This is a genomic window from Citrobacter sp. FDAARGOS_156, assembly GCF_001559235.2.
Taxonomy (GTDB): Bacteria; Pseudomonadota; Gammaproteobacteria; order Enterobacterales; family Enterobacteriaceae; genus Citrobacter; species Citrobacter youngae.
Genome location: NZ_CP014030.2, coordinates 3341694 through 3364556, shown reverse-complemented (window position 1 = coordinate 3364556; position 22863 = coordinate 3341694). Strand labels below are relative to the sequence as shown.

Annotated in this window: 16 protein-coding genes; 5 read left to right on the top strand and 11 right to left on the bottom strand. The window is 52.9% G+C overall.

Going from position 1 to position 22863, the window contains the following annotated elements:
* Positions 1 to 19: 19 nt before the first annotated feature.
* Both glpT and glpQ read left to right on the top strand, forming a co-directional pair.
* Positions 20 to 1378 carry a glycerol-3-phosphate transporter gene (gene glpT, locus AL515_RS16495; RefSeq protein WP_048211098.1) on the top strand — a complete coding sequence of 453 codons (1359 nt, stop codon included), beginning with the start codon at positions 20 to 22 and terminating at the stop codon, positions 1376 to 1378.
* 3 nt (positions 1379 to 1381) lie between these two features.
* A complete protein-coding gene (gene glpQ / locus AL515_RS16490) occupies positions 1382 to 2449 on the top strand; it encodes a glycerophosphodiester phosphodiesterase (protein WP_061068203.1) in 1068 nt (355 codons plus the stop codon).
* A 62-nt stretch (positions 2450 to 2511) separates the two neighbouring features.
* On the opposite strand, the gene AL515_RS16485 is transcribed toward glpQ, so the two are convergent.
* Complete coding sequence (locus tag AL515_RS16485) at positions 2512 to 3390, bottom strand: LysR family transcriptional regulator (RefSeq protein ID WP_048211100.1); 879 nt, start codon at positions 3388 to 3390, stop codon at positions 2512 to 2514.
* 161 nt (positions 3391 to 3551) lie between these two features.
* On the opposite strand from AL515_RS16485, the gene AL515_RS16480 reads away from it, so the two are divergent.
* Positions 3552 to 4742: an MFS transporter gene (locus AL515_RS16480; RefSeq protein ID WP_061068841.1), complete on the top strand. Its 1191-nt coding sequence runs from the start codon at positions 3552 to 3554 to the stop codon at positions 4740 to 4742.
* A 3-nt stretch (positions 4743 to 4745) separates the two neighbouring features.
* Here AL515_RS16480 and yfaE read toward each other — a convergent pair whose 3' ends face one another.
* From yfaE to ubiG, 4 genes are all read right to left on the bottom strand, one after another.
* Positions 4746 to 5000: a ferredoxin-like diferric-tyrosyl radical cofactor maintenance protein YfaE gene (gene yfaE / locus AL515_RS16475; RefSeq protein WP_061068202.1), complete on the bottom strand. Its 255-nt coding sequence runs from the start codon at positions 4998 to 5000 to the stop codon at positions 4746 to 4748.
* Positions 5000 to 6130 carry a class Ia ribonucleoside-diphosphate reductase subunit beta gene (gene nrdB, locus AL515_RS16470; RefSeq protein WP_003834668.1) on the bottom strand — a complete coding sequence of 377 codons (1131 nt, stop codon included), beginning with the start codon at positions 6128 to 6130 and terminating at the stop codon, positions 5000 to 5002. The genes yfaE and nrdB overlap by 1 nt, the downstream gene beginning before the upstream one ends.
* Before the next feature lie 110 nt (positions 6131 to 6240).
* Positions 6241 to 8526, bottom strand: a complete 2286-nt coding sequence (nrdA, locus tag AL515_RS16465; protein ID WP_048211103.1) for a class 1a ribonucleoside-diphosphate reductase subunit alpha — start codon at positions 8524 to 8526, stop codon at positions 6241 to 6243.
* 487 nt (positions 8527 to 9013) lie between these two features.
* Positions 9014 to 9742, bottom strand: coding sequence for a bifunctional 2-polyprenyl-6-hydroxyphenol methylase/3-demethylubiquinol 3-O-methyltransferase UbiG (ubiG, locus tag AL515_RS16460; protein ID WP_048211104.1), 729 nt, complete (start codon positions 9740 to 9742; stop codon positions 9014 to 9016).
* A 158-nt stretch (positions 9743 to 9900) separates the two neighbouring features.
* Between ubiG and gyrA the strand changes: the two genes are divergently transcribed.
* Positions 9901 to 12537 carry a DNA topoisomerase (ATP-hydrolyzing) subunit A gene (gene gyrA / locus AL515_RS16455; protein ID WP_061068201.1) on the top strand — a complete coding sequence of 879 codons (2637 nt, stop codon included), beginning with the start codon at positions 9901 to 9903 and terminating at the stop codon, positions 12535 to 12537.
* A 43-nt stretch (positions 12538 to 12580) separates the two neighbouring features.
* On the opposite strand, the gene AL515_RS16450 is transcribed toward gyrA, so the two are convergent.
* From AL515_RS16450 to atoS, 6 genes are all read right to left on the bottom strand, one after another.
* Positions 12581 to 13765, bottom strand: a complete 1185-nt coding sequence (locus AL515_RS16450) for an acetyl-CoA C-acetyltransferase (protein ID WP_061068200.1) — start codon at positions 13763 to 13765, stop codon at positions 12581 to 12583.
* Between the two features lie 30 nt (positions 13766 to 13795).
* On the bottom strand, positions 13796 to 15118 hold the full coding sequence (locus AL515_RS16445; RefSeq protein ID WP_048211107.1) for a TIGR00366 family protein: 1323 nt from the start codon (positions 15116 to 15118) through the stop codon (positions 13796 to 13798).
* Complete coding sequence (locus tag AL515_RS16440) at positions 15115 to 15765, bottom strand: 3-oxoacid CoA-transferase subunit B (protein ID WP_048211108.1); 651 nt, start codon at positions 15763 to 15765, stop codon at positions 15115 to 15117. The genes AL515_RS16445 and AL515_RS16440 overlap by 4 nt, the downstream gene beginning before the upstream one ends.
* Positions 15766 to 15767: 2 nt before the next feature.
* Positions 15768 to 16427, bottom strand: a complete 660-nt coding sequence (gene atoD / locus AL515_RS16435) for an acetate CoA-transferase subunit alpha (protein WP_061068199.1) — start codon at positions 16425 to 16427, stop codon at positions 15768 to 15770.
* 196 nt (positions 16428 to 16623) lie between these two features.
* Positions 16624 to 18009: an acetoacetate metabolism transcriptional regulator AtoC gene (gene atoC / locus AL515_RS16430; protein ID WP_048211110.1), complete on the bottom strand. Its 1386-nt coding sequence runs from the start codon at positions 18007 to 18009 to the stop codon at positions 16624 to 16626.
* Positions 18006 to 19844: a two-component system sensor histidine kinase AtoS gene (gene atoS, locus AL515_RS16425; RefSeq protein ID WP_048211111.1), complete on the bottom strand. Its 1839-nt coding sequence runs from the start codon at positions 19842 to 19844 to the stop codon at positions 18006 to 18008. Before atoS ends, atoC begins: the two co-directional genes overlap by 4 nt.
* 168 nt (positions 19845 to 20012) lie before the next feature.
* On the opposite strand from atoS, the gene rcsC reads away from it, so the two are divergent.
* On the top strand, positions 20013 to 22859 hold the full coding sequence (gene rcsC / locus AL515_RS16420) for a two-component system sensor histidine kinase RcsC (RefSeq protein WP_061068198.1): 2847 nt from the start codon (positions 20013 to 20015) through the stop codon (positions 22857 to 22859).
* Positions 22860 to 22863: the final 4 nt, after the last annotated feature.

Below are 22863 nucleotides of genomic sequence, written 5' to 3'. Positions count from 1 at the left end.
GCCACGGAGGCTACTATATATGTTGAGCATTTTTAAACCTGCGCCACACAAAGCGCGTTTAGCTGCAGCGGAGATCGATCCGACTTATCGTCGATTGCGCTGGCAGATTTTCCTGGGAATATTTTTCGGTTATGCCGCGTACTATCTGGTACGTAAGAACTTTGCTCTGGCCATGCCGTATCTGGTTGAACAGGGTTTCTCGCGTGGCGATCTGGGTTTTGCGTTGTCCGGTATCTCCATTGCATACGGATTTTCGAAATTCATCATGGGGTCCGTCTCAGATCGCTCGAATCCGCGCGTTTTCCTGCCCGCGGGTCTGATTCTGGCTGCTGCGGTGATGCTGTTCATGGGCTTCGTGCCGTGGGCGACATCCAGCATTGCAGTCATGTTTGTGCTGCTGTTCCTCTGCGGTTGGTTCCAGGGGATGGGGTGGCCGCCGTGTGGTCGTACTATGGTGCACTGGTGGTCGCAGAAAGAGCGTGGCGGCATCGTTTCTGTCTGGAACTGTGCGCATAACGTAGGTGGCGGTCTGCCTCCGCTGCTGTTCCTGCTGGGTATGGCCTGGTTTAACGACTGGAAAGCGGCGCTGTACATGCCTGCCTTTGGTGCGATAGTCGTTGCGCTGTTTGCTTTTGCGATGATGCGTGATACGCCGCAGTCCTGTGGCCTGCCGCCTATCGAAGAGTACAAGAACGACTATCCGGATGATTACAACGAAAAAGCGGAAGAAGAGCTGACTGCCAAGCAGATCTTCATGCAATACGTACTACCGAATAAACTGTTGTGGTACATCGCTATCGCCAACGTGTTTGTTTATCTGCTGCGCTACGGCATCCTCGACTGGTCGCCGACTTACCTGAAAGAAGTGAAGCATTTTGCACTGGATAAATCATCCTGGGCCTACTTCCTGTATGAATATGCGGGGATTCCTGGCACGCTGCTGTGTGGCTGGATGTCGGATAAAGTCTTCCGTGGAAACCGTGGCGCGACCGGCGTGTTCTTTATGACGCTGGTGACGATTGCGACCATCGTTTACTGGATGAACCCGGCAGGCAACCCGAACGTAGATATGGCTTGTATGATTATCATCGGCTTCCTGATCTACGGCCCGGTCATGTTGATCGGTCTGCATGCGCTGGAACTGGCACCGAAAAAAGCGGCGGGGACGGCGGCAGGCTTCACTGGTCTGTTCGGTTATCTTGGCGGTTCTGTGGCGGCAAGCGCCATTGTCGGCTACACCGTTGACTTCTTCGGTTGGGACGGCGGCTTTATGGTGATGATTGGCGGTAGCGTGCTGGCGGTGATTCTGCTGGTAGTCGTCATGATTGGTGAAAAACGCCATCATGAAGAGATGCTGCTCAAGCGTAACGGGGGCTAATAGATGAAAACCACATTGAAAAGTCTTAGCGTGGCGCTGATGCTGGCAGGTATGGTTGTGAGCAGTGCGGCGGTTGCCGCAGATAAAATTGTCATTGCGCACCGTGGCGCCAGCGGATATTTACCGGAGCATACGTTACCTGCGAAAGCGATGGCTTATGCTCAGGGCGCGGATTTTCTGGAGCAGGATTTGGTGATGACTAAAGACGACCATCTGGTCGTCCTGCATGACCACTATCTTGACCGCGTCACCGATGTTGCTGATCGCTTCCCGGATCGTGCGCGTAAAGATGGGCGTTACTATGCCATCGACTTTACGCTGGATGAGATCAAATCGCTGAAATTTACCGAAGGTTTCGATATCGAAAATGGCAAAAAGGTACAGACATATCCAGGGCGTTTCCCGATGGGTAAATCTGATTTCCGTGTGCACACTTTCGAAGAAGAAATTGAATTTGTTCAGGGATTAAATCATTCAACCGGCAAAAATATCGGTATTTACCCGGAAATGAAAGCGCCGTGGTTCCATCATCAGGAAGGGAAGGACATTGCGGCTAAAACGCTGGAAGTACTGAAAAAGTACGGATACACCGGTAAACAAGACAATGTCTATCTGCAGTGCTTTGATGTTGCGGAGTTAAAACGCATTAAGAATGAACTGGAACCGAAGATGGGGATGGATCTCAATCTGGTGCAGTTGATTGCGTACACTGACTGGAATGAAACTCAGGAGAAAAAACCAGACGGCAGTTGGGTGAATTACAACTACGACTGGATGTTCAAACCGGGTGCCATGAAGCAGGTTGCGCAGTATGCGGACGGCATTGGGCCGGACTACCATATGCTGGTTGATGAGAAGTCCAGTAAGGGCAACATCTCATTGACGGGTATGGTACAGGACGCGCACCAGAACAAGATGGTGGTGCATCCTTATACTGTTCGTGCCGATCAGTTGCCGGATTATGCAACGGATGTAAACCAGCTGTATGACGTGTTGTACAACAAGGCGGGCGTTGACGGGCTGTTCACCGACTTCCCCGACAAAGCGGTGAAATTCCTGCATAAAGAGTAAGGGCAGAAGGCCTGCGATGAACGTATTCCCGCAGGCCTTATTTGTGAAGCGTGAGCAGATTGCTAGATGAGGCCGTCAGCAGTCAACGATTCCATATATGCCTGCAGTAGAAATAAAGGGCTGCCGTCTACCGGCGGCTCTTTTGCCAATAACGATATTTGTCGATAAAACGTTGGCTCCAGCGCCACTGAGCGAATTTCCCCGCCAACCGCCTTCAGCGTGAGTTCCGGTAATAATGCAATCCCCAGCCCCTGGCGAATAAAGCTCATTGCGGTATCCGGGTGGTTAAATTCGTATTTAATAATTGGCTCAATCCCTTTTTCTTTAAACAACGTCATGATGCTTAATTCATAGCGGCCTTTACTGATAATCAGCGGTTCTCCCATCAGTTCTTCCAGCGAAATAGTGGTGTTGGCTGCCAGTGGGTGGCTTTCGGGAACCACTACGGTAAATTTATCGCGGTAAACCGGTACGCAGTACATGCCATTGACCGGGAAATGCACAAATCCCGCATCGATATCCCCGCTGCGCAGGGAATCAACGATCGCCGGGCTGTTCTCTTCGAAGGGGATAATTTTGATGTGCGGATGCTGCTGTTCAAAGTGGCGGATAATGCCAGGTAAAATGCAGGCGCAGGCGCTGGGAAAACAGCCGATACGCAGGGTTCGGGCTGGATTTTGTCGTTCCTGCTCGGCAATTTCTTTCACCGCGTTGGTTTCTGACACGATGGCTCGCAGGCGTGGCACGATCCGGTGTCCCGCCGGGGTGAGCCTGATGTCTTTGCGACGTTCGCGGATTAAAATATCAACGCCCAGCTCTTCTTCTAATGCTGAAATTGCCTGACTCACGGCGGACTGGGTCATATACAGCCGCTTGCTGGCTTCGGTAAAACCGCCGTACTCGAGCACGGCAAGCAAAGCGTGGATCTGTGTTAGTGTCATTAGTTCCTTCTAATTAATAATATTAAAACGATTAATTTCTCTAATATCATGAGCCTATTTATACTGGCGTTCTGGTGTTTAACTCACATTTTGACGCACTTGTCCGTCGTTCAGTTGTGCTGAGCGTTGCCTGTGTGCGCCGTCTGAACAGGTTGGCGAAAATGAAAGAAAAACTGTGGACGAAGGATTTCTGGGCAATAACGATTATCAGCTTTATTATCTTTTTTGTTTTTTATGTCCTGCTGACCCTGCTTCCGATCTATATTTCGGATCGCCTGCATGCTACTCCTGATAAGGCCGGTTTATTAGTCACGTTCTTTTTGGGCTCTGCCATTCTTGTTCGTCCTTTTGCCGGGCAGTGGGTGGGGAAATATTCGAATAAAACGATTCTGGTGCTCTCTTCTCTGGCCTTTTTGGTGGTCACTGCGCTGTATCCGGTTTGCCATTCAATTGAATCACTCCTGCTGATTCGGGTGCTTCATGGTGTAACGTTTGGCGTTATAACCACGGTAAAAGGAACGATTTCCGCGCGGTTGATACCGGCCTCCCGACGTGGGGAGGGCATCAGTTTTTTCTCTTTAGCCATGGGACTGGCAATGGTTGTGGGGCCATGGGTAGGGCTGAACATGGCGCGCTGGGAAGCTTTTACCCAGGCATTCTGGCTGTGTAGCGCGGTTGCCGCACTGGGTATCATTCTGTCTTTTATTGTCGCGGTGCCGCCGGTCATTCGCCATGCTGACGGCTCTAAACCGACGCTCGGGTTTGCGGCAATGTTTGATCGCGCCGCGCTGCCTTTCGCACTGGTGACGTTTTTCATGACCTTCTCTTACGCAGGCGTTTCCGCCTTCCTGGCACTGTATGCCCGGGAGTTAGATCTGATGGCAGCCGCCAGTAATTTCCTGCTGTGCTACGCTATTTGCCTGATGGTCTGCCGAACCTTTACCGGCAATATCTGTGATAGAAAAGGGCCGAAATACGTGGTTTATCCGTGCTTACTGGCCTTCACCGTTGGGTTGGTGGCGCTGGGTTACACCAACGGGAGTATCATGATGATTCTGGCCGGAGGATTAATCGGTATTGGTTACGGTTCGGTTACGCCGGTATTTCAGACACAAATTATTAGTTCAGTGGAGCCGCACAAAATCGGTGTTGCCAATTCGCTGTTTTTCAATGCAATGGACGCGGGAATGGCGATTGGTGCGTTCATTATGGGGATGATGGTTGAAGGCGTGGGGTATCGGGCGATTTACCTGGTCGGGGCTTTGCTGGTGGTGCTGGCCGGGGCGTTGTATATCATGCAGATGAAAAAACGCCCAGACGTGGTATTGGTCTCCACGCATGAAGTCCACTAAGCACTACATTTCAATCTCAATATCCCCGTTTGCCCGGCAACAGCAGGGCAATATCTCACCCGGCTGAATAAAGGCCAGAGGTTCTGCAATCCAGTCAACCTGTCCCGCCACCAGGCGGGTACGGCAGGAACCGCAGTAACCTTCACGGCACTGATACTCGACTTCGATGTTGTGCGATTCGAGCGCGGCGAGCAGGGAAGGATGTTCATCCTGGCACAGCAGTTGTGTGCCAGAGATGCGCAGAGTAACGCGACCCATCAGAGCTGGAAGTTACTCAGGTCGTCGGTATCAACTTCGGCGTCGATTTGGCCGACCAGGTAAGAGCTGACTTCGACTTCCTGCGGTGCAACCTGGACGTTATCGGATACCAGCCAGGTATTGATCCACGGGATCGGGTTAGAGCGTGTCTGGAATGGCAAGTCAAGGCCAACAGCCTGCATACGGATATTGGTGATGTACTCAACGTACTGGCACAGGATATCTTTGTTCAGACCGATCATCGAACCGTCACGGAACAGATAATCCGCCCACTCTTTTTCCTGCAGCGCGGCCTGTACAAACAGGTCATAGCACTCTTGTTTACACTCTTCGGCGATTTCCGCCATTTCCGGATCGTCCACGCCGCTGCGCAGCAGGTTCAGCATATGCTGAGTACCGGTCAGATGCAGGGCTTCGTCGCGGGCGATCAGACGAATAATTTTCGCGTTGCCTTCCATCAGTTCACGTTCGGCGAATGCGAAGGAGCAGGCGAAGCTGACATAAAAGCGGATCGCTTCCAGCGCGTTGACGCTCATCAGGCACAGATATAGCTTCTTCTTCAGTTCACGCAGGTTTACGACAACCGTTTTACCATTGACTGTATGGGTGCCTTCGCCCAGCAGATGCCAGTAGCTGGTCATCTCGATCAACTCATCGTAGTAGCTGGAAATGCCTTCCGCGCGTTTCTGGATCTGTTCGTTGGTGACGATATCGTCGAACACCACCGCAGGATCGTTCACGATGTTACGAATGATGTGGGTGTAGGAGCGGGAATGGATCGTTTCAGAAAACGCCCACGTTTCCACCCAGGTTTCCAGCTCAGGGATAGAAATCAGCGGCAGCAGCGCCACGTTCGGGCTACGTCCCTGAATAGAGTCCAGCAGCGTCTGATACTTCAGGTTGCTGATGAAGATATGTTTTTCATGTTCCGGCAGTGCCTGGAAGTCAATGCGGTCACGTGAAACGTCGACTTCTTCCGGACGCCAGAAGAAAGAGAGCTGCTTTTCGATCAGTTTTTCGAAGATGTCATATTTTTGCTGATCGTAGCGGGCGACGTTCACCGGCTGGCCGAAAAACATCGGTTCCAGAAGCTGGTCATTTTTCGTCTGTGAAAAAGTGGTGTATGCCATTGATGTGAATCCTTTGTGGGATGAGCGCCGGAGGCGGTGCAAGCACCTTGTCCGGCCTACAAACCGTGCAATCGTGGCCGGGTAAGCGTAGCGCCACCCGGCATCATTCATCAGATCTTACATGCGCCGCTTTCGCAGCCATCATCCTGAATGGATGGCACCAGATCGTCCTGAGAATCTTCCGCACCGTCGCGGGTGTTCTGATAATACAGCGTTTTGACACCAAATTTGTAGGCGGTGAGCAGGTCTTTCAGTAACTGCTGCATCGGCACTTTTCCTGATGGGAAGCGTGACGGATCGTAGTTGGTGTTGGCAGAAATCGACTGATCGATAAATTTCTGCATGATACCTACCAGCTGCAGGTAGCCGTCGTTGTTCGGCATTTCCCACAGCAGTTCGTACGCGTCGTGCAGGTGTTCGTAGTCCGGCACGACCTGACGCAGAATTCCATCTTTCGATGCTTTGATGCTCACGTAACCGCGTGGTGGTTCAATACCGTTGGTGGCGTTGGAGATCTGCGAAGAGGTCTCCGACGGCATCAGGGCGGACAGCGTGGAGTTACGCAGACCGTGGGTCTTAATGGACTCACGCAGTTGCTCCCAGTCCAGGTGCAACGGCTCGTTGGCAATGGCATCGAGGTCTTTCTTATAGGTATCGATCGGCAAAATACCCTGCGCATAGGTGGTTTCGTTGAACCATGGGCATGCGCCTTGCTCTTTTGCCAGTTCGTTAGAGGCTTTCAGCAGGTAATACTGAATGGCTTCAAAGGTTTTGTGGGTCAGGTTATTCGCGCTGCCGTCAGAGTAACGCTTACCGTTTTTCGCCAGCCAGTAGGCGTAGTTGATTACGCCAATACCCAGCGTACGACGGCCCATGGCGCCACGTTTAGCGGCCGGAATTGGATAATCCTGGTAATCGAGCAGCGCATCGAGAGCACGCACAGCCAGTACGGCCAGCTCTTCCAGCTCGCTCAGATCTTTGATTGCCCCCAGGTTGAATGCGGACAACGTACACAGCGCGATTTCACCGTTCTCGTCGTTAACGTCGGTCAACGGTTTGGTCGGCAGGGCGATTTCCAGACACAGGTTGGACTGGCGTACCGGTGCGACAGCCGGATCAAACGGGCTGTGGGTGTTGCAGTGGTCAACGTTCTGAATGTAGATGCGACCAGTAGAAGCACGTTCCTGCATCATCAGCGAGAACAGCTCAACCGCTTTCACGCGCTGTTTGCGGATGCTGTCGTCGTTTTCATATTTTGTGTACAGGCGTTCAAACTCGTCCTGATCGGCGAAGAATGCGTCGTACAGACCCGGAACATCGGACGGGCTGAACAGGGTGATGTCACCGCCTTTCAGCAGGCGGGTATACATCAGCTTGTTGATTTGTACGCCGTAGTCCATGTGACGCACGCGGTTGCCTTCGACGCCGCGGTTGTTTTTCAGCACCAGCAGGCTTTCAACTTCCAGATGCCACATCGGGTAGAACAACGTGGCAGCACCGCCGCGAACGCCGCCCTGGGAGCAGGATTTCACCGCCGTCTGGAAGTGCTTGTAGAACGGAATACAGCCGGTGTGGAACGCTTCACCGCCGCGAATCGGGCTACCCAGCGCACGGATGCGACCCGCGTTGATACCAATGCCAGCACGCTGAGAAACGTATTTTACAATCGCGCTGGACGTGGCGTTAATCGAATCCAGGCTGTCGCCACACTCGATCAGTACACAGGAACTGAACTGACGGGTTGGGGTGCGCACGCCGGACATGATGGGGGTTGGCAGCGAAATTTTAAACGTAGAAACGGCGTCGTAGAAACGTTTAACGTATTCCAGACGGGTTTCACGCGGGTAGTTAGAAAACAGGCAGGCAGCGACCAGAATGTAGAGGAACTGTGCGCTTTCATAAATCTCACCGGTAACACGGTTTTGCACCAGATATTTGCCCTCTAACTGCTTCACTGCAGCATAAGAGAAGGTCATATCACGGTCGTGCACGATGAACGAGTCCATCTGCTTGAACTCTTCTTCCGTGTAGTCTTCCAGCAGATGATTGTCGTATTTGCCCATTTCAACCATTTTGACCACATGGTCGAACAGTTTTGGCGGCTCAAACTCGCCGTAGGCTTTTTTACGCAGGTGGAAAATTGCCAGGCGAGCAGCCAGGTACTGATAATCCGGCGCGTCGCGGGAGATCAGGTCTGCAGCTGCTTTGATGATTGTTTCATGGATATCGGAAGTCTTGATACCGTCATAAAACTGAATGTGGGAGCGCAACTCGACCTGTGAAATCGATACGTTATTCAGTCCTTCTGCCGCCCAATCCAGAACTCGATGGATTTTGTCGAGATTGATGCGCTCTGTACTACCATCACGCTTTGTCACCAGCAGACTCTGATTCATGTGGTTTTTACCTGTCCGTGAAAGAAAAAATATCCCCCATATTATCCACAGTGCCACGTTGTGACTAAGTCTGTGGATAAATACTATATGTAGGGGTTGTTTGATAAAATAGACGCTATATGGTGAGTATTCTAGTAGGGATTCTTTTCAGCACAAGAGTTGATTTTGAGGTTAAATTGAGGTTGCAAAAGGGTAAGAATCGCTAAGTGCGCGTCTTATAAGGCCTGGCGGGGATGTCAATAATTGAGAAAAAAAATAGAAAATTTGATCGAGTGCTGATTTCTTCATCTAAGGCAAAGAAAGTTCTTATGATCTGGCACAAAAATTGCCCTGAGACGCCTACTCAGGATCAGTAGGCGATGCATAATCACGTAGGCCTGATAAGCGAAGCGCCATCAGGCGTTAAAGCCCGGAGTCGTGCCGGATGGCGGCGCTGGCGCGCTTTATCCGGCCTACAATCCAGCGTCATCAGGCCATGAGAGCCGGTTTATTCGCTTTTGGCGGTGGTATGCACCATATAGTTCACATCCACGCCGGGGCCCAGTTTAAAGGTGTTGGTAATGGGGTTGTAGTGCAGGCCGGTCATATGACGCTCTTTCAGTACGGTCTGGTCAACCCACTCTAACAGTTCAGCGGGCTTAATAAATTTTTTCACATCGTGCGTACCTTTAGGCACCATGCGCAGAATATATTCCGCGCCGACCACCGCCATCAGCCAGGATTTGCCGTTGCGGTTAAGCGTGGAGAAAAACACTTCGCCGCCCGGTTTAACCAGTCTGGCACAGGCCCTGACCACCGACTGCGGGTCTGGTACGTGTTCCAGCATTTCCATACAGGTGACGACGTCATACTGGTGCGCATATTTCTCGGCGTGTTCTTCGACTGTCTCCTGCACATACTCAACATGAATGCCACTTTCCAGCGCATGCAGTTTTGCCACCTGTAAGGGTTCAAACCCCATATCCAGGCCGGTGACTGTTGCGCCTTCACGCGCCATGCTTTCTGCCAGAATCCCGCCGCCGCAGCCGACGTCGAGTACCTTTTTACCAAACAGACCACCTGACCGTTCGGCGATATAGCCCAGACGCAGCGGATTTATGCGGTGCAGAGGCTTAAATTCACCCTCAAGATCCCACCAGCGCGACGCGACTGCTTCAAATTTGGCAATTTCTTCATGGTCAACGTTGTGAGTTACCGGGGGTTTTTCGGCATTCATTGGGGCTTCTACTCCTAAATTTGCGATGCAAACGAGTATATCAGCCTGACGGGATGAATAAAGCCTCTGTCTGGGGGAATCCATTTACCTGAATCTTCACGTATGTGTTATAATTTGCGACCTTTGAATCCGGGATACAGTAGAGGGATAGCGGTTAGATGAGCGACCTTGCGAGAGAAATTACACCGGTCAACATTGAGGAAGAGCTGAAGAGCTCCTATCTGGATTATGCGATGTCGGTCATTGTTGGCCGTGCGCTGCCAGACGTCCGAGATGGCCTGAAGCCGGTTCACCGTCGCGTACTTTACGCCATGAACGTATTGGGCAACGACTGGAATAAAGCCTATAAAAAATCTGCCCGTGTCGTTGGTGACGTAATCGGTAAATACCACCCTCATGGTGATACCGCCGTTTACGACACCATTGTTCGTATGGCGCAGCCATTCTCCTTGCGTTACATGCTGGTGGATGGTCAGGGTAACTTTGGTTCTGTCGATGGCGACTCCGCAGCTGCGATGCGTTATACGGAAATCCGTATGTCGAAAATCGCCCACGAGCTGATGGCTGACCTGGAAAAAGAAACGGTTGATTTCGTCGATAACTACGACGGCACCGAACGCATTCCAGACGTTATGCCAACCAAAATTCCTAACCTGCTGGTGAACGGTTCGTCCGGTATCGCGGTAGGTATGGCAACCAATATTCCGCCGCACAACCTGACGGAAGTGATCAACGGCTGTCTGGCATATATTGACGATGAAGACATCAGCATTGAAGGGCTGATGGAACATATTCCGGGTCCGGACTTCCCGACCGCAGCGATCATCAATGGTCGTCGTGGTATCGAAGAAGCTTACCGTACCGGTCGCGGCAAGGTATACATTCGCGCACGTGCAGAAGTCGAAGCTGACGCGAAAACTGGCCGCGAAACCATCATCGTGCATGAAATTCCGTATCAGGTGAACAAAGCACGCCTGATCGAGAAAATCGCCGAGCTGGTAAAAGATAAACGCGTTGAAGGCATCAGCGCGCTGCGTGACGAGTCTGACAAAGACGGTATGCGCATCGTGATTGAAGTGAAACGCGATGCGGTCGGGGAAGTGGTGCTGAACAACCTCTACTCCCAGACCCAACTGCAGGTTTCTTTCGGTATCAACATGGTTGCGCTGCACCATGGTCAGCCGAAGATCATGAACCTGAAAGAGATTATCGTTGCATTTGTTCGTCACCGTCGTGAAGTGGTTACTCGCCGTACTATTTTTGAACTGCGTAAAGCCCGCGACCGTGCGCACATCCTCGAAGCGCTGGCGATTGCTCTTGCCAACATCGATCCGATCATCGAACTGATCCGTCGTGCGCCGACCCCGGCAGAAGCGAAAGCGGCGCTGGTTGCGCGCTCCTGGGAACTGGGGAACGTCTCTGCCATGCTGGAACGTGCGGGTGATGACGCTGCGCGTCCTGAGTGGCTGGAACCTGAGTTTGGCGTGCGTGATGGTCAGTACTACCTGACTGAACAGCAGGCCCAGGCGATTCTGGATCTGCGTCTGCAGAAACTGACCGGCCTTGAGCATGAAAAACTGCTCGACGAATACAAAGAGCTGCTGGAGCAGATCGCCGAACTGTTGCACATTCTGGGCAGTGCCGATCGTCTGATGGAAGTTATCCGTGAAGAGATGGAGCTGGTTCGCGAGCAGTTCGGCGACGCGCGTCGTACCGAAATCACCGCGAACAGCGCTGACATCAACATCGAAGATCTGATTAGCCAGGAAGATGTTGTCGTGACCTTGTCTCATCAGGGCTACGTGAAATATCAGCCGTTAACCGACTACGAAGCACAGCGTCGTGGCGGGAAAGGCAAATCAGCAGCACGCATTAAAGAAGAAGACTTTATCGACCGCCTGCTGGTGGCCAACACCCATGACACGATCCTCTGCTTCTCCAGCCGTGGTCGTCTGTACTGGATGAAGGTTTATCAACTGCCAGAAGCCAGCCGTGGCGCGCGTGGACGTCCAATCGTCAACCTGCTGCCGCTGGAAGCTAACGAACGTATTACCGCGATTCTGCCAGTACGCGAGTACGAAGAGGGCGTTAACGTCTTCATGGCGACCGCCAGCGGTACCGTGAAGAAAACGGCGCTGACCGAGTTCAGCCGTCCGCGTTCAGCCGGTATCATTGCGGTTAATCTGAACGAAGGCGACGAACTGATTGGCGTTGACCTGACGTCCGGTTCCGATGAAGTCATGCTGTTCTCTGCTGCCGGTAAAGTGGTGCGCTTCAAAGAAGACGCCGTTCGTGCGATGGGGCGTACCGCGACCGGTGTACGTGGTATCAAGCTGGCCGGGGAAGATAAAGTTGTTTCTCTGATTGTTCCGCGCGGTGAAGGTGCCATCCTGACCGTGACGCAGAACGGCTACGGTAAGCGTACCGCAGCGGAAGAGTATCCGACGAAGTCTCGTGCGACGCAGGGCGTTATCTCCATCAAAGTCACCGAACGCAACGGCTCTGTTGTTGGCGCGGTACAGGTTGAAGATACTGACCAGATCATGATGATCACCGATGCCGGTACGCTGGTGCGTACACGCGTGTCGGAAATCAGCGTGGTAGGGCGTAACACCCAGGGCGTGATCCTCATCCGTACTGCGGAAGATGAAAACGTTGTGGGCCTGCAACGTGTTGCTGAACCGGTTGATGATGAAGAGCTCGACTCCATCGACGGCAGCGCTGCGGAAGGGGACGAGGATATCGCTCCTGAAGCTGAAAGCGACGATGATGCGGCAGACGACGCAGAAGAGTAATTAAGTTGTGATGAGAAGGGCCGGAGAAATCCGGCCCTTTTTTTTAGTTCATGCGCTCCACGATCATCGCAATACCCTGGCCGCCGCCGATACACAGCGTTGCCAGACCGAGCGTTTTATCCCGTGCCTGTAACGCGTGCAGCAATGTGACCAGAATACGCCCGCCGCTGGCGCCGATAGGGTGACCCAGCGCAATCGCACCACCGTTAACGTTGACCTTTTGTGCATCAAACCCCAGTGTTTTACCCACCGCAAGAAACTGCGCGGCAAAGGCTTCGTTAGCTTCGATAAGATCGATATCCGACAGTTGCAGCCCGCTCCGTTGTAGCGCTTTTTGCGTGGCAGGAACGGGTCCCATGCCCATCATCGCCGGGGCGACGCCGCCGCTGGCCCAGGCTTTGATCCGCGCCAGCGGTTTTAGCCCAGCCGCCAGTGCTGCCGACTCTTCCATTACCACCAGAGCGGCAGCACCGTCGTTAATCCCCGAGGCGTTGCCAGCGGTAACAGTACCTGCTTTGTCGAAGGCCGGACGCAATGCGGCAAGACCTTCCGCCGTGGAGTCTGCCTTGGGAAACTCATCGCGTTCAAAAATGAGGGTTTTCTTACGTGATTGCACGCTGACAGGGACGATTTCGGCCTGGAAAGCGCCGGACTCTATTGCGGCAATGGCTTTCTGCTGTGATAACAGTGCCAGTTCATCCTGCATTTCGCGGCTGATACCGTACTCTTTAGCGACGTTCTCGGCGGTAATCCCCATATGATAGCCATGTTCGGCGCAGATCAGCCCATCGCGCAGAATGACGTCTGCCAATTGCCCGTCACCGAGGCGATACCCCCAACGGGCTTTCGCGTCTAACAGGTAGGGGGCCAGGCTCATGTTTTCCATCCCCCCCGCGACGATCGCCTGGGCTTGTCCTGCTTTGATTGCCTGGGCGGCAAGCGCCACGCTTTTCAGGCCGGATCCGCACACTTTGTTGACGGTGAAGCCGCAAACGGTGTCGGAAAGACCGCTTCTTAGCAATGCCTGACGCGCCGGATTCTGTCCCAGGCCGGCCTGCAGTACGTTACCCATAATCACTTCTTCAACCTGCTGCGGATCAAGATGAGCGCGCTCGATTGCCGCTTTTATCACGGTTGATCCCAACTCGATAGCACTGGTGGTCGCCAGTGCGCCATTAAAGCTACCGATTGCGGTACGTGCCGCGCTGACAATGACACAGTTTTTCATTTTTCTGTTCCTTTATGTAAGTAATGGCTGTCAGAACAAGGTCAATCCAATGACAAAAATGACGCCTGAGAAGAGCAGGGCGGTGATGCAGTACCCCATGATGTCGCGCACCCCCAATCCGGCGATAGCCAATGCAGGTAGCGCCCAGAACGGCTGCGCCATGTTCATCCACTGCTCGCCATAGGCGATAGCCATCACTGACTTACCAAGATCGGCACCAAGCGCCTGAGCGGCGGGCATGACGAACGGTCCCTGAATAACCCAATGGCCGCCGCCGGATGGCACAGCAAAGTTAATCAGTGCTGAACTGAAGAAGGTCATCAGCGGGAAGGTGTCTTTGTTGGCGACGTTGATGAAGAACTCGGTAATCAATCCGCCGAGACCAGAGTGCTCCATCATCAATTGAATACCGGCGTAGAAGGGGAACTGCACCAGGATGCCGGCGGTGCTACGTGCGGCAGCGCTAACGGCACGCATATAGGCCATCGGCGTTTTATGCAGCAGCAGACCGGCAATCATAAACATCAGATTGACGGTGTTGATGGTGATGTTGAAGCCTTTCTCGGTGAAATAGAGGGCCAGATAAGCAATCCCTAATGCCCCGATGATCAGGGCCAGAATGCGGCTCTCTTCCAGTTTTTCCGATGGTGGAGCGTCGGGTGGCAGTTTTTTCTGGAAATCAGCTTCTTCCAGTAACAGCTTCGGATCGATGCTTACCACATCGGAAGGTTTTGGCGTCATCATGCGTGTGATGAACGGCATTACGACGATCAGTGCCACGGTGATGAAGATGTTGAAACCGGTAAATAGCGTGTCTGCGACCGGAATTAACCCTGCGACGTGCTCAACCGGGTTGCCTGGCGTTGCCGCCAGCAATGGCATTGAACCGGAGAAGCCACCCCCCCAGGTGAGAAAACCGATGTAGGCACAAGCAATCAGCAGGGGATAGTCGGAGCCGGGTACCCGGCGTGCGACTTCACGGGCAAACATCGCCCCCACTACCAGACCAAAACCCCAGTTGATGACGCAGGCGACTGAACCGAAAAACGTCACCAGCATGACACCCTGAGCGGGGGTTTTGGCGGCAGACGCCGCCGTTCGCAGCAGACTTTTCACCGGTCCTGAACTGGCTAACGCATGGCCTGTGACGATGATCAGCGCCATCTGCATACCAAACGCCAGCAGGTTCCAGAAACCATCACCCCAGAATCTCACCATGCTGACTGGCGTTTGTGGCGTCAGCCACAGCGCGATGCCGAAGGTCAACAGCGTTAGCAGCATGGCGAAAATTAGCGGATCAGGCAGCCAGCGGCTGACCACGCGCGTCATAAAACGAGCAATGCGGCCGATCATGCATCACCTCGCAGGATAATCAGCTCGGCGGCGACATCAAACTGCGCTTCGGTTTTTTCACGCAGCGTGGCGATATCGCATCCTTCCGCGATTTCCGTAAGCCACATTTTGCCGTCAATGAAGCGGAAAACGGCGAGTTCGGTGACCAGCATATGCACCGCATGTTGTGCCGTCAGCGGCATGGTGCAATGTCGGAGGATCTTCGCTGAGCCGTCTTTTGCGCAATGCTCCATCGCGATAATCACTTTGCGCGCACCGGTCACCAGATCCATCGCTCCTCCCATGCCGGGAACCATTTTGCCGGGAACGACCCAGTTAGCGAGGTTGGCCTGCTCATCGACCTGTAACCCACCGAGCACGCAGGCATCGACATGGCCCCCACGAATTAACGCAAACGACATGGCGCTATCAAACATGGCCGCGCCTGGCAAAATACCGCACGGTTGCCCACCAGCGTTTACCAGGTCGGGATGCGCAGTTGTGACCGGACCCAGACCGAGAAAACCATTTTCTGACTGCAATGTGATATGAATGTCAGCGGGCAGGTAGTTGGCAACCATCGTCGGCAGACCAATCCCCAGGTTGACGACATCCCCATCGTGAAGCTCAAGCGCCACACGGCGCGCAATACGTTGTTTAGCATCCATGATTAGCTCTCCTGTGGAATGACGATATGGTCGATAACGGCACCAGGGGTGACGATCTGGTCTGGCTGGAGTTCACCGATCTCGACCATTTCATCCGGTTCAACCAGTGTGATGTCGGCGGCAAGGGCAATCAGTGGGTTAAAATTACGGGCGCTAAGTTGATAGGTCAGGTTGCCAAGCGTGTCTGCACGGTGTGCGCGGATCAGCGCCAGATCGGCACGTAATGGACGTTCGAGCAACCAGACTCTGCCATCGAGCGTCATGGTCTGCTTGCCATCTTCTACTACGGTGCCGACACCGGTTGGCGTCAGAAAACCGCCAAGGCCTGCGCCACCGCAGCGAATTTGCTCAATCAGAGTGCCTTGCGGCACCAGTTGTACGTCCATTTCGCCGGCAATCATGCGGCGACCGGTTTCAGGGTTGGTGCCAATGTGCGAGGCAATCACTTTGCTCACGCGACCGTTGACGATTAAGGGGCCGATACCGGTATCGACAAATGCGGTATCGTTGGCAATTAACGTCAAATCTCTGACGCCAGATTCAAGTAAGGCTTCGACAAGGCGAGGTGGCGTGCCAACCCCCATAAAACCGCCGACCATGATGGTCATGCCGTCACGAAAGAGGCTCGCTGCGTCTTGTAAAGTAATCAGTTTTGTTTTCATTATGTTTCCCTTTTGCATACTCCATTTTGGGTACGCTCAGGGAATTGCAAGCCGGGTGCCAGAATGATAAATGGTAAAATTATTTTTTAATTATTTGAATTTTATGGTTTATTTTTTATTGTCTGGCGAGAGGAAGGTGGAGTTGCTATGCAGAGTTTTGCGCAGTGTGCAAAATTCTGCATAGCAAATTTAGGTATCAGGAGCCTGACGGGTCAATGCCATACTCTTGCAATTTGTACATCAGAGCGCGCCGACTGATCCCCAGCATTAGCGCGGTGCGGGTGCGGTTGCCATCCTGATTGTCCAGCACCTCAAGGATGATGCGTTTTTCCTCACGCTTAATTTCTTCCTTCAGATTGCGTTCTCCGGTCTGAACTGCTTTTACTTCTGTTACGGTACTGACAGGTGATCGGAACTGCGCAGGCAGGTCTTCGGCAAAAATCACCGCGCCGGTATTCATGACCACTGCACGTTCGATGACGTTAGACAGTTCACGAATGTTTCCTGGCCATGGCCAGGCTGTAAGCATGGACATCGCCGTTGGATCGATCTCAATGATATCCCGCTGATTTTCTGAGCTAAACTTTTGTAAAAAGTGATTCGCTAACAGAGCGATGTCTTCGCGGCGTTCGCGTAACGGGGGAAGGGTCAGATGAATCACGTTGAGCCGGTAAAACAGGTCTTCACGGAACGTTCCTTCCTTCACCATTGTTTGCAGGCAGCGATTGGTGGCGGCAACAATACGGATATCGACGCGAATAGTTTGGTGTCCGCCGATGCGCTCGAACTCTCTTTCCTGCAAAATACGCAGCAGTTTGGCCTGCAGAACCAGCGGCATTTCACCAATCTCGTCGAGCAGAAGCGTTCCCTGATGCGCACGTTCGAACAGTCCCTGGCGTAGAGTTTGCGCACCGGTAAATGCCCCCTTTTCGTGACCAAACAGTTCGCTTTCCAGTAATGATTCCGGTAAGGCCGCACAGTTGATTTTGATAAAGGGACCGTTGGCGCGTCTGCTGTTGTAGTGGATGGCGCGGGCAATCAGCTCTTTTCCTGTGCCACTTTCACCGCTAATCAGTACGTTCGCCTGTGAGAGGGCGATTTTTGCCGTGTCTTTACAAATATCCATCATCACCGGGCTGTTAGTCAGGATATGCCCCCATTGCCAGCTGGTGCTTAGCGCCTGATGTAGATTGCGGATCTCCTGCTTCATTGCCTGAAGCTGTAGTGCGCGCTGAATGACCAGATTGAGCTCATCCAAATCAAAGGGTTTAATCACATAGTCAAACGCGCCACTACGGAGAGCCTCCACTGCGGTCTCCACTTCGGCGTAGGCCGTCATCAGAATAACGGGGATCCGCGGCTGCTGGGCGCGCATGACTTTCAAAGCATCAATACCGTCCATCTCTGGCATGCGGATGTCCATCAGTACCACGTCAGGATGCGTATCAGCAAACAGAGTCAGCGCGGCTTTTCCATCGCTGGCGCAGTGCGTCTCATGCCCTTGCAGGGAAAACGCAGTGGCAAGCATACGGCGAACATTTTCTTCGTCATCAACGATGAGAATACGGTAGGTCGTTTTCATTCTGACGGATTTCCCTGCGGGTTAAGAGGTAAAATCAGGGTGAAGGTTGCGCCGCAGCCCGGCATACTTGTCACGTGGATATCCCCCTGATGCGCGTTGATAATGCGCTGGCTTAGCGCCAGTCCAAGACCCGTACCTGATGCTTTGGTCGTAAAGAAGGGGTCGAATATTTTCTTCTGAATGGCAATATCGATACCGTTGCCATTATCTTCAATCATCACCGCCTGCTGTGAGGCCGAGTATTGCCAGGTGCGGATTCGAATTTCGCCCCGTGCGGCTATCGCCTGCACCGCATTGATTAAAATATTGAGGATCACCTGCTTGAGGAGTTCGCGATCGGCGACGATGGCTGGCAGGCTGGTATCTAATTCCGTGGTAAACGTGATTCGAGCCTGTAGGCCCGCGGTTTGCACGAGGATCAGCGTTTCTTCAATCAACGCATTGAGCTGTACCTGCTGCCACTGGCTTTGTCGCGGGCGTGAGAAATCCAACAGTTGTTGGATGACTTTATTGATTGAGTCAATTTCGTTCAGCACAACGGATAAATATTCCTGATGTTCTGGTAAAGATGTTTGTTGGCGGATGATCTGTACATAGCCACGGATTGCCGTCAGCGGGTTACGTACCTCATGCGCCACTCCAGCCATCAACTCGCCGAGCGTCGCGAGCCTTTCCGTTTGTGCCAGCCGGCGCTGTGTCTCTTTGCGGGCCGTTAAATCAGAGAAGATCACCAGAGCTCCGATTAGTTCGCCATGCGCGTTATGGATCCTGCTGGTGGTGACGCTTATTTCAATAGTGCGGTCGCGGCCAGGAAAACTCACCTCCTGGGCGACATGTTCGGTGCCGTGCTCCAGCGTATCCAGTACCGGGCTGGAGAACTGAGTATCGGCAAAGAGGGTTGCATAGGGTTGTCCGACCAGTTCATGCAACTGATAGCCAGTGATTTGCTCTGCCGCCGGATTCATGGTGGTGACATCACCCTGTCTGTCGATGGCAATGACGCCGTCTGCTGCGTTCTCAATTATCAGGTCGTTAAGGGTTTTGGTTTCCCGAAGCGTTTGTGCCAGCGCATTGACGCTGCGGCTGATTTGCCCCAGTTCGCCGGGCAGTTCAGGCAGGCGGGCAGGTGTTTTTTGCGCCAGCGTGGAGAGGCCGTCGGTGATAATATCGATATTCGCACTGAGACGGCGAGAGAAAAGCACAATCAACAGCAGGCTACTGATGAGTCCGGCAGCCAGTACGGCAATGATCCTGACGTCCATTTTCCAGGCTTGCTGGCGGATATCTTCCGTTAGTTCATTCGCCCAGATATAGCCAATGACTTCACCTTGCCGTTCGATGGGGATCATGGAGTTGAGGATGTCGCCACGAACCTGTCGTCCGGAAAAAACCACAGGTGCGTTGCTGCGCATCACTTCGCGACCGGGGTGATCCTCGGTGATGGTGATACCGACATTACTTTGGTACAACGCAGAGGGGGCGTAGGTGATGATTGCATCCAGTGCTTTGTTGTAATACCCCGCACCGATGCCAGGAAATGCCTGGGTGATCCGTTCGGTGATGGGCCCCAACTCAAGATTCAGCGCCCGAATGCGCGCTTCACGCGGTAAATCCGCGTAGTGGCTAAAGCGATCGCCCAGCGCGCCGTTAAGCAGAGTGAGCACCGATGACAGTTTTTTCTCTTTTTCAGATAAGACTGCTGACCGGCCTTCGGTTTCTACGATATAACCAATAGAAATCGTCGGCACAATGACCATCAGAATGGCCATCATGATCATTTGGTTGCGTAAACGTCGCGGGTATAAACGACGCGTCAGCCATCTCAGCTTGCGCATTCTCACATCCGTGCAGTGTTTTTTAGGCAAACGACGATTATCAGGGGTTAAGACAACGGTGTCAGAGCGGTGTATCATATTCCCGTAAAGAGAGGGCATTGCGACGTCGGACATTTACCGCTACCTTAACCACACTCTATTGATATCCTGAGGCGGAGCTTCGCCCCTTTGAAATACCTTGCTTCCGTTCATTCAACTCTAAAAGTCTCACGCTACCTGTTCAGAGCGCTGGCCTTACTGGTCTGGTGTCTGATTGCTTTTGCGTCGGTGTTCTACATTGTGAATGCGTTGCACCAGCGAGAGTCTGAGATCCGCCAGGAGTTTAATCTCAGCTCCGACCAGGCTCAACGCTACATTCAGCGTACTTCTGACGTGATAAAAGAGCTGAAATACATTGCTGAAAACCGATTAACGGCAGAAAACGGCGTGATGTCATTGCGGGCACGGGATGATAAAACCGTGGTGCCGAATTTTGAACCGCTGTTTGCCGATTCCGACTGTGCGGTGATGGGTAATGCCTGGCGTGGCTCGCTGGAGTCATTGGCGTGGTTTATGCGCTACTGGCGCGACAATTTCTCAGCGGCTTATGATTTGAACCGTGTGTTCCTGATCGGCAGCGATAACCTCTGCATGGCCAATTTCGGTCTGCGGGATATGCCTGTCGAACGTGACGAGGCGCTGAAAGCACTGCATGAGCGCATCATTAAGTATCGCAATGCGCCGCAGGAAGAAAACGGCAATAACCTGTTCTGGATAAGCCAGGGACCGCGTCCGGGCGTGGGGTATTTTTATGCGCTGACGCCGGTCTATCTTGCCAATCGTCTGCAGGCGTTGCTGGGTGTGGAACAGCCGATTCGTATGGAGAACTTCTTCACGCCGGGCAGTTTGCCGATGGGGGTGACAATCCTTGATGAAAATGGTCATGCGCTGATTTCACTCACCGGTCCTGAAGGCAATATTCAGTCTGAACCGCGCTGGATGCAGGAGCGCTCGTGGTTTGGCTACACGCCGGGTTTTCGCAATCTGGTGTTGAAGAAAAACCTGCCGCCATCATCGCTCAGTATTGTGTACTCCGTGCCGGTCGATCTGGTGCTGGAGCGGATACGCATGATGATCCTGAATGCGGTTCTGCTGAATGTGCTGGTAGGTGCGGCGTTGTTTATGCTGACGCGCATGTATGAGCGGCGTATTTTTATTCCAGCGGAAAGCGATGCCCAGCGCCTGGAAGAGCATGAACAGTTTAACCGTAAAATTGTGGCTTCTGCGCCGGTCGGTATTTGTATTCTGCGCACAATTGATGGCATTAACATTCTGAGCAACGAGCTGGCGCATACCTATCTCAACATGCTGACGCATGAAGACAGGCAACGGTTGACGCAAATTATCTGCGGCCAGCAGGTTAATTTCGTCGATGTGTTGACCAGCAATAATACCAATCTGCAAATCAGCTTTGTGCATTCACGTTATCGCAATGAGAACGTAGCCATATGCGTCCTGGTCGATGTGAGTGCGCGTGTGAAAATGGAAGAGTCGTTACAGGAGATGGCGCAGGCGGCGGAACAGGCCAGCCAGTCAAAATCAATGTTCCTTGCGACGGTGAGTCATGAACTACGCACGCCGCTGTATGGCATTATCGGCAACCTTGACTTGCTGCAAACGAAAGAACTGCCCAGCGGAGTGGATCGCCTGGTGACGGCGATGAATAACTCCTCCAGCCTGTTGTTGAAGATTATCAGCGATATTCTTGATTTCTCGAAAATTGAATCCGAACAGTTGAAGATTGAACCGCGCGAATTTTCACCGCGGGAAGTGATGAGCCATATTACGGCCAACTATCTGCCCCTGGTGGTACGCAAGCAACTGGGATTGTACTGTTTCATTGAACCGGATGTGCCTGTGGCATTAAATGGCGATCCGATGCGCTTGCAGCAGGTCATTTCTAACCTGTTGAGTAATGCTATTAAATTCACCGATACCGGCTGTATTGTGCTGCACGTTCAGTGCAGCGGCGACTACCTCAGCATTCGTGTGCGTGATACTGGCGTGGGGATCCCGGCCAAAGAAGTCGTTCGTCTGTTCGATCCCTTCTTCCAGGTGGGGACGGGCGTGCAGCGTAATTTCCAGGGGACCGGGTTAGGTCTGGCTATCTGTGAAAAACTGATCAGCATGATGGACGGGGATATTTCCGTTGATTCTGAACCGGGGATGGGGAGCCAGTTTACGCTGCGGATACCGCTGTATGGAGCCCAGTATCCACAGAATAAAAGTGTGGACGGTCTTGCCAGTACCCGCTGCTGGCTGGCGGTGCGAAACGCGTCACTCTATCACTTTATCGAATCCAGCCTCACGCGTACCGGGATGACGGTGCTGCGTTATGAGGGGCAGCAACCTGATGCAAATGATGTATTGATTGCTGATGATGTGCTGGATCAGGCGTGGCAGGGACGAGCCACGGTGATTTTCTGTCGTCGCCACATTGGTATTCCGCTGGAAAGAACGCCTGGCGAGTGGGTGCACAGCGTGGCATCACCGCACGAGTTGCCGGCGCTGCTGGCGCATATCTACAGCGTTGAACTGGGCAGTGAAGCGCTTTCCACCGCACTACCAGCTCCGGACAAAGTGGGAGCCACAAACGATGACATGATGATTCTGGTGGTTGACGATCATCCGATTAACCGTCGTTTACTGGCCGATCAGTTGGGATCGTTGGGGTATCAGTGTAAAACCGCCAACGACGGTGTGGACGCGCTCAATGTGTTGAGTAAAAACCATATTGATATCGTGCTGAGCGACGTCAACATGCCGAATATGGATGGTTATCGCTTGACGCAGCGTATTCGCCAACTGGGATTAACGCTGCCGGTGATTGGTGTGACGGCCAATGCTTTGGCGGAAGAGAAGCAGCGTTGTCTGGAGTCGGGAATGGACAGTTGCTTATCCAAGCCAGTGACGCTAGACGTGCTGAAGCAGACGCTAACGGTCTATGCGGATCGCGTAAGAAAAACGCGGGGATAAAAGA

Excerpts from the sequence above, each read along its gene's own strand:
- glpT (WP_048211098.1), top strand. The coding sequence starts at position 20 with ATGTTGAGCATTTTTAAACCTGCGCCACACAAAGCGCGTTTAGCTGCA.
- glpQ (WP_061068203.1), top strand. The coding sequence starts at position 1,382 with ATGAAAACCACATTGAAAAGTCTTAGCGTGGCGCTGATGCTGGCAGGT.
- AL515_RS16485 (WP_048211100.1), bottom strand. The coding sequence starts at position 3,390 with ATGACACTAACACAGATCCACGCTTTGCTTGCCGTGCTCGAGTACGGC.
- AL515_RS16480 (WP_061068841.1), top strand. The coding sequence starts at position 3,552 with ATGAAAGAAAAACTGTGGACGAAGGATTTCTGGGCAATAACGATTATC.
- yfaE (WP_061068202.1), bottom strand. The coding sequence starts at position 5,000 with ATGGGTCGCGTTACTCTGCGCATCTCTGGCACACAACTGCTGTGCCAG.
- nrdB (WP_003834668.1), bottom strand. The coding sequence starts at position 6,130 with ATGGCATACACCACTTTTTCACAGACGAAAAATGACCAGCTTCTGGAA.
- nrdA (WP_048211103.1), bottom strand. The coding sequence starts at position 8,526 with ATGAATCAGAGTCTGCTGGTGACAAAGCGTGATGGTAGTACAGAGCGC.
- ubiG (WP_048211104.1), bottom strand. The coding sequence starts at position 9,742 with ATGAATGCCGAAAAACCCCCGGTAACTCACAACGTTGACCATGAAGAA.
- gyrA (WP_061068201.1), top strand. The coding sequence starts at position 9,901 with ATGAGCGACCTTGCGAGAGAAATTACACCGGTCAACATTGAGGAAGAG.
- AL515_RS16450 (WP_061068200.1), bottom strand. The coding sequence starts at position 13,765 with ATGAAAAACTGTGTCATTGTCAGCGCGGCACGTACCGCAATCGGTAGC.
- AL515_RS16445 (WP_048211107.1), bottom strand. The coding sequence starts at position 15,118 with ATGATCGGCCGCATTGCTCGTTTTATGACGCGCGTGGTCAGCCGCTGG.
- AL515_RS16440 (WP_048211108.1), bottom strand. The coding sequence starts at position 15,765 with ATGGATGCTAAACAACGTATTGCGCGCCGTGTGGCGCTTGAGCTTCAC.
- atoD (WP_061068199.1), bottom strand. The coding sequence starts at position 16,427 with ATGAAAACAAAACTGATTACTTTACAAGACGCAGCGAGCCTCTTTCGT.
- atoC (WP_048211110.1), bottom strand. The coding sequence starts at position 18,009 with ATGAAAACGACCTACCGTATTCTCATCGTTGATGACGAAGAAAATGTT.
- atoS (WP_048211111.1), bottom strand. The coding sequence starts at position 19,844 with ATGCGCAAGCTGAGATGGCTGACGCGTCGTTTATACCCGCGACGTTTA.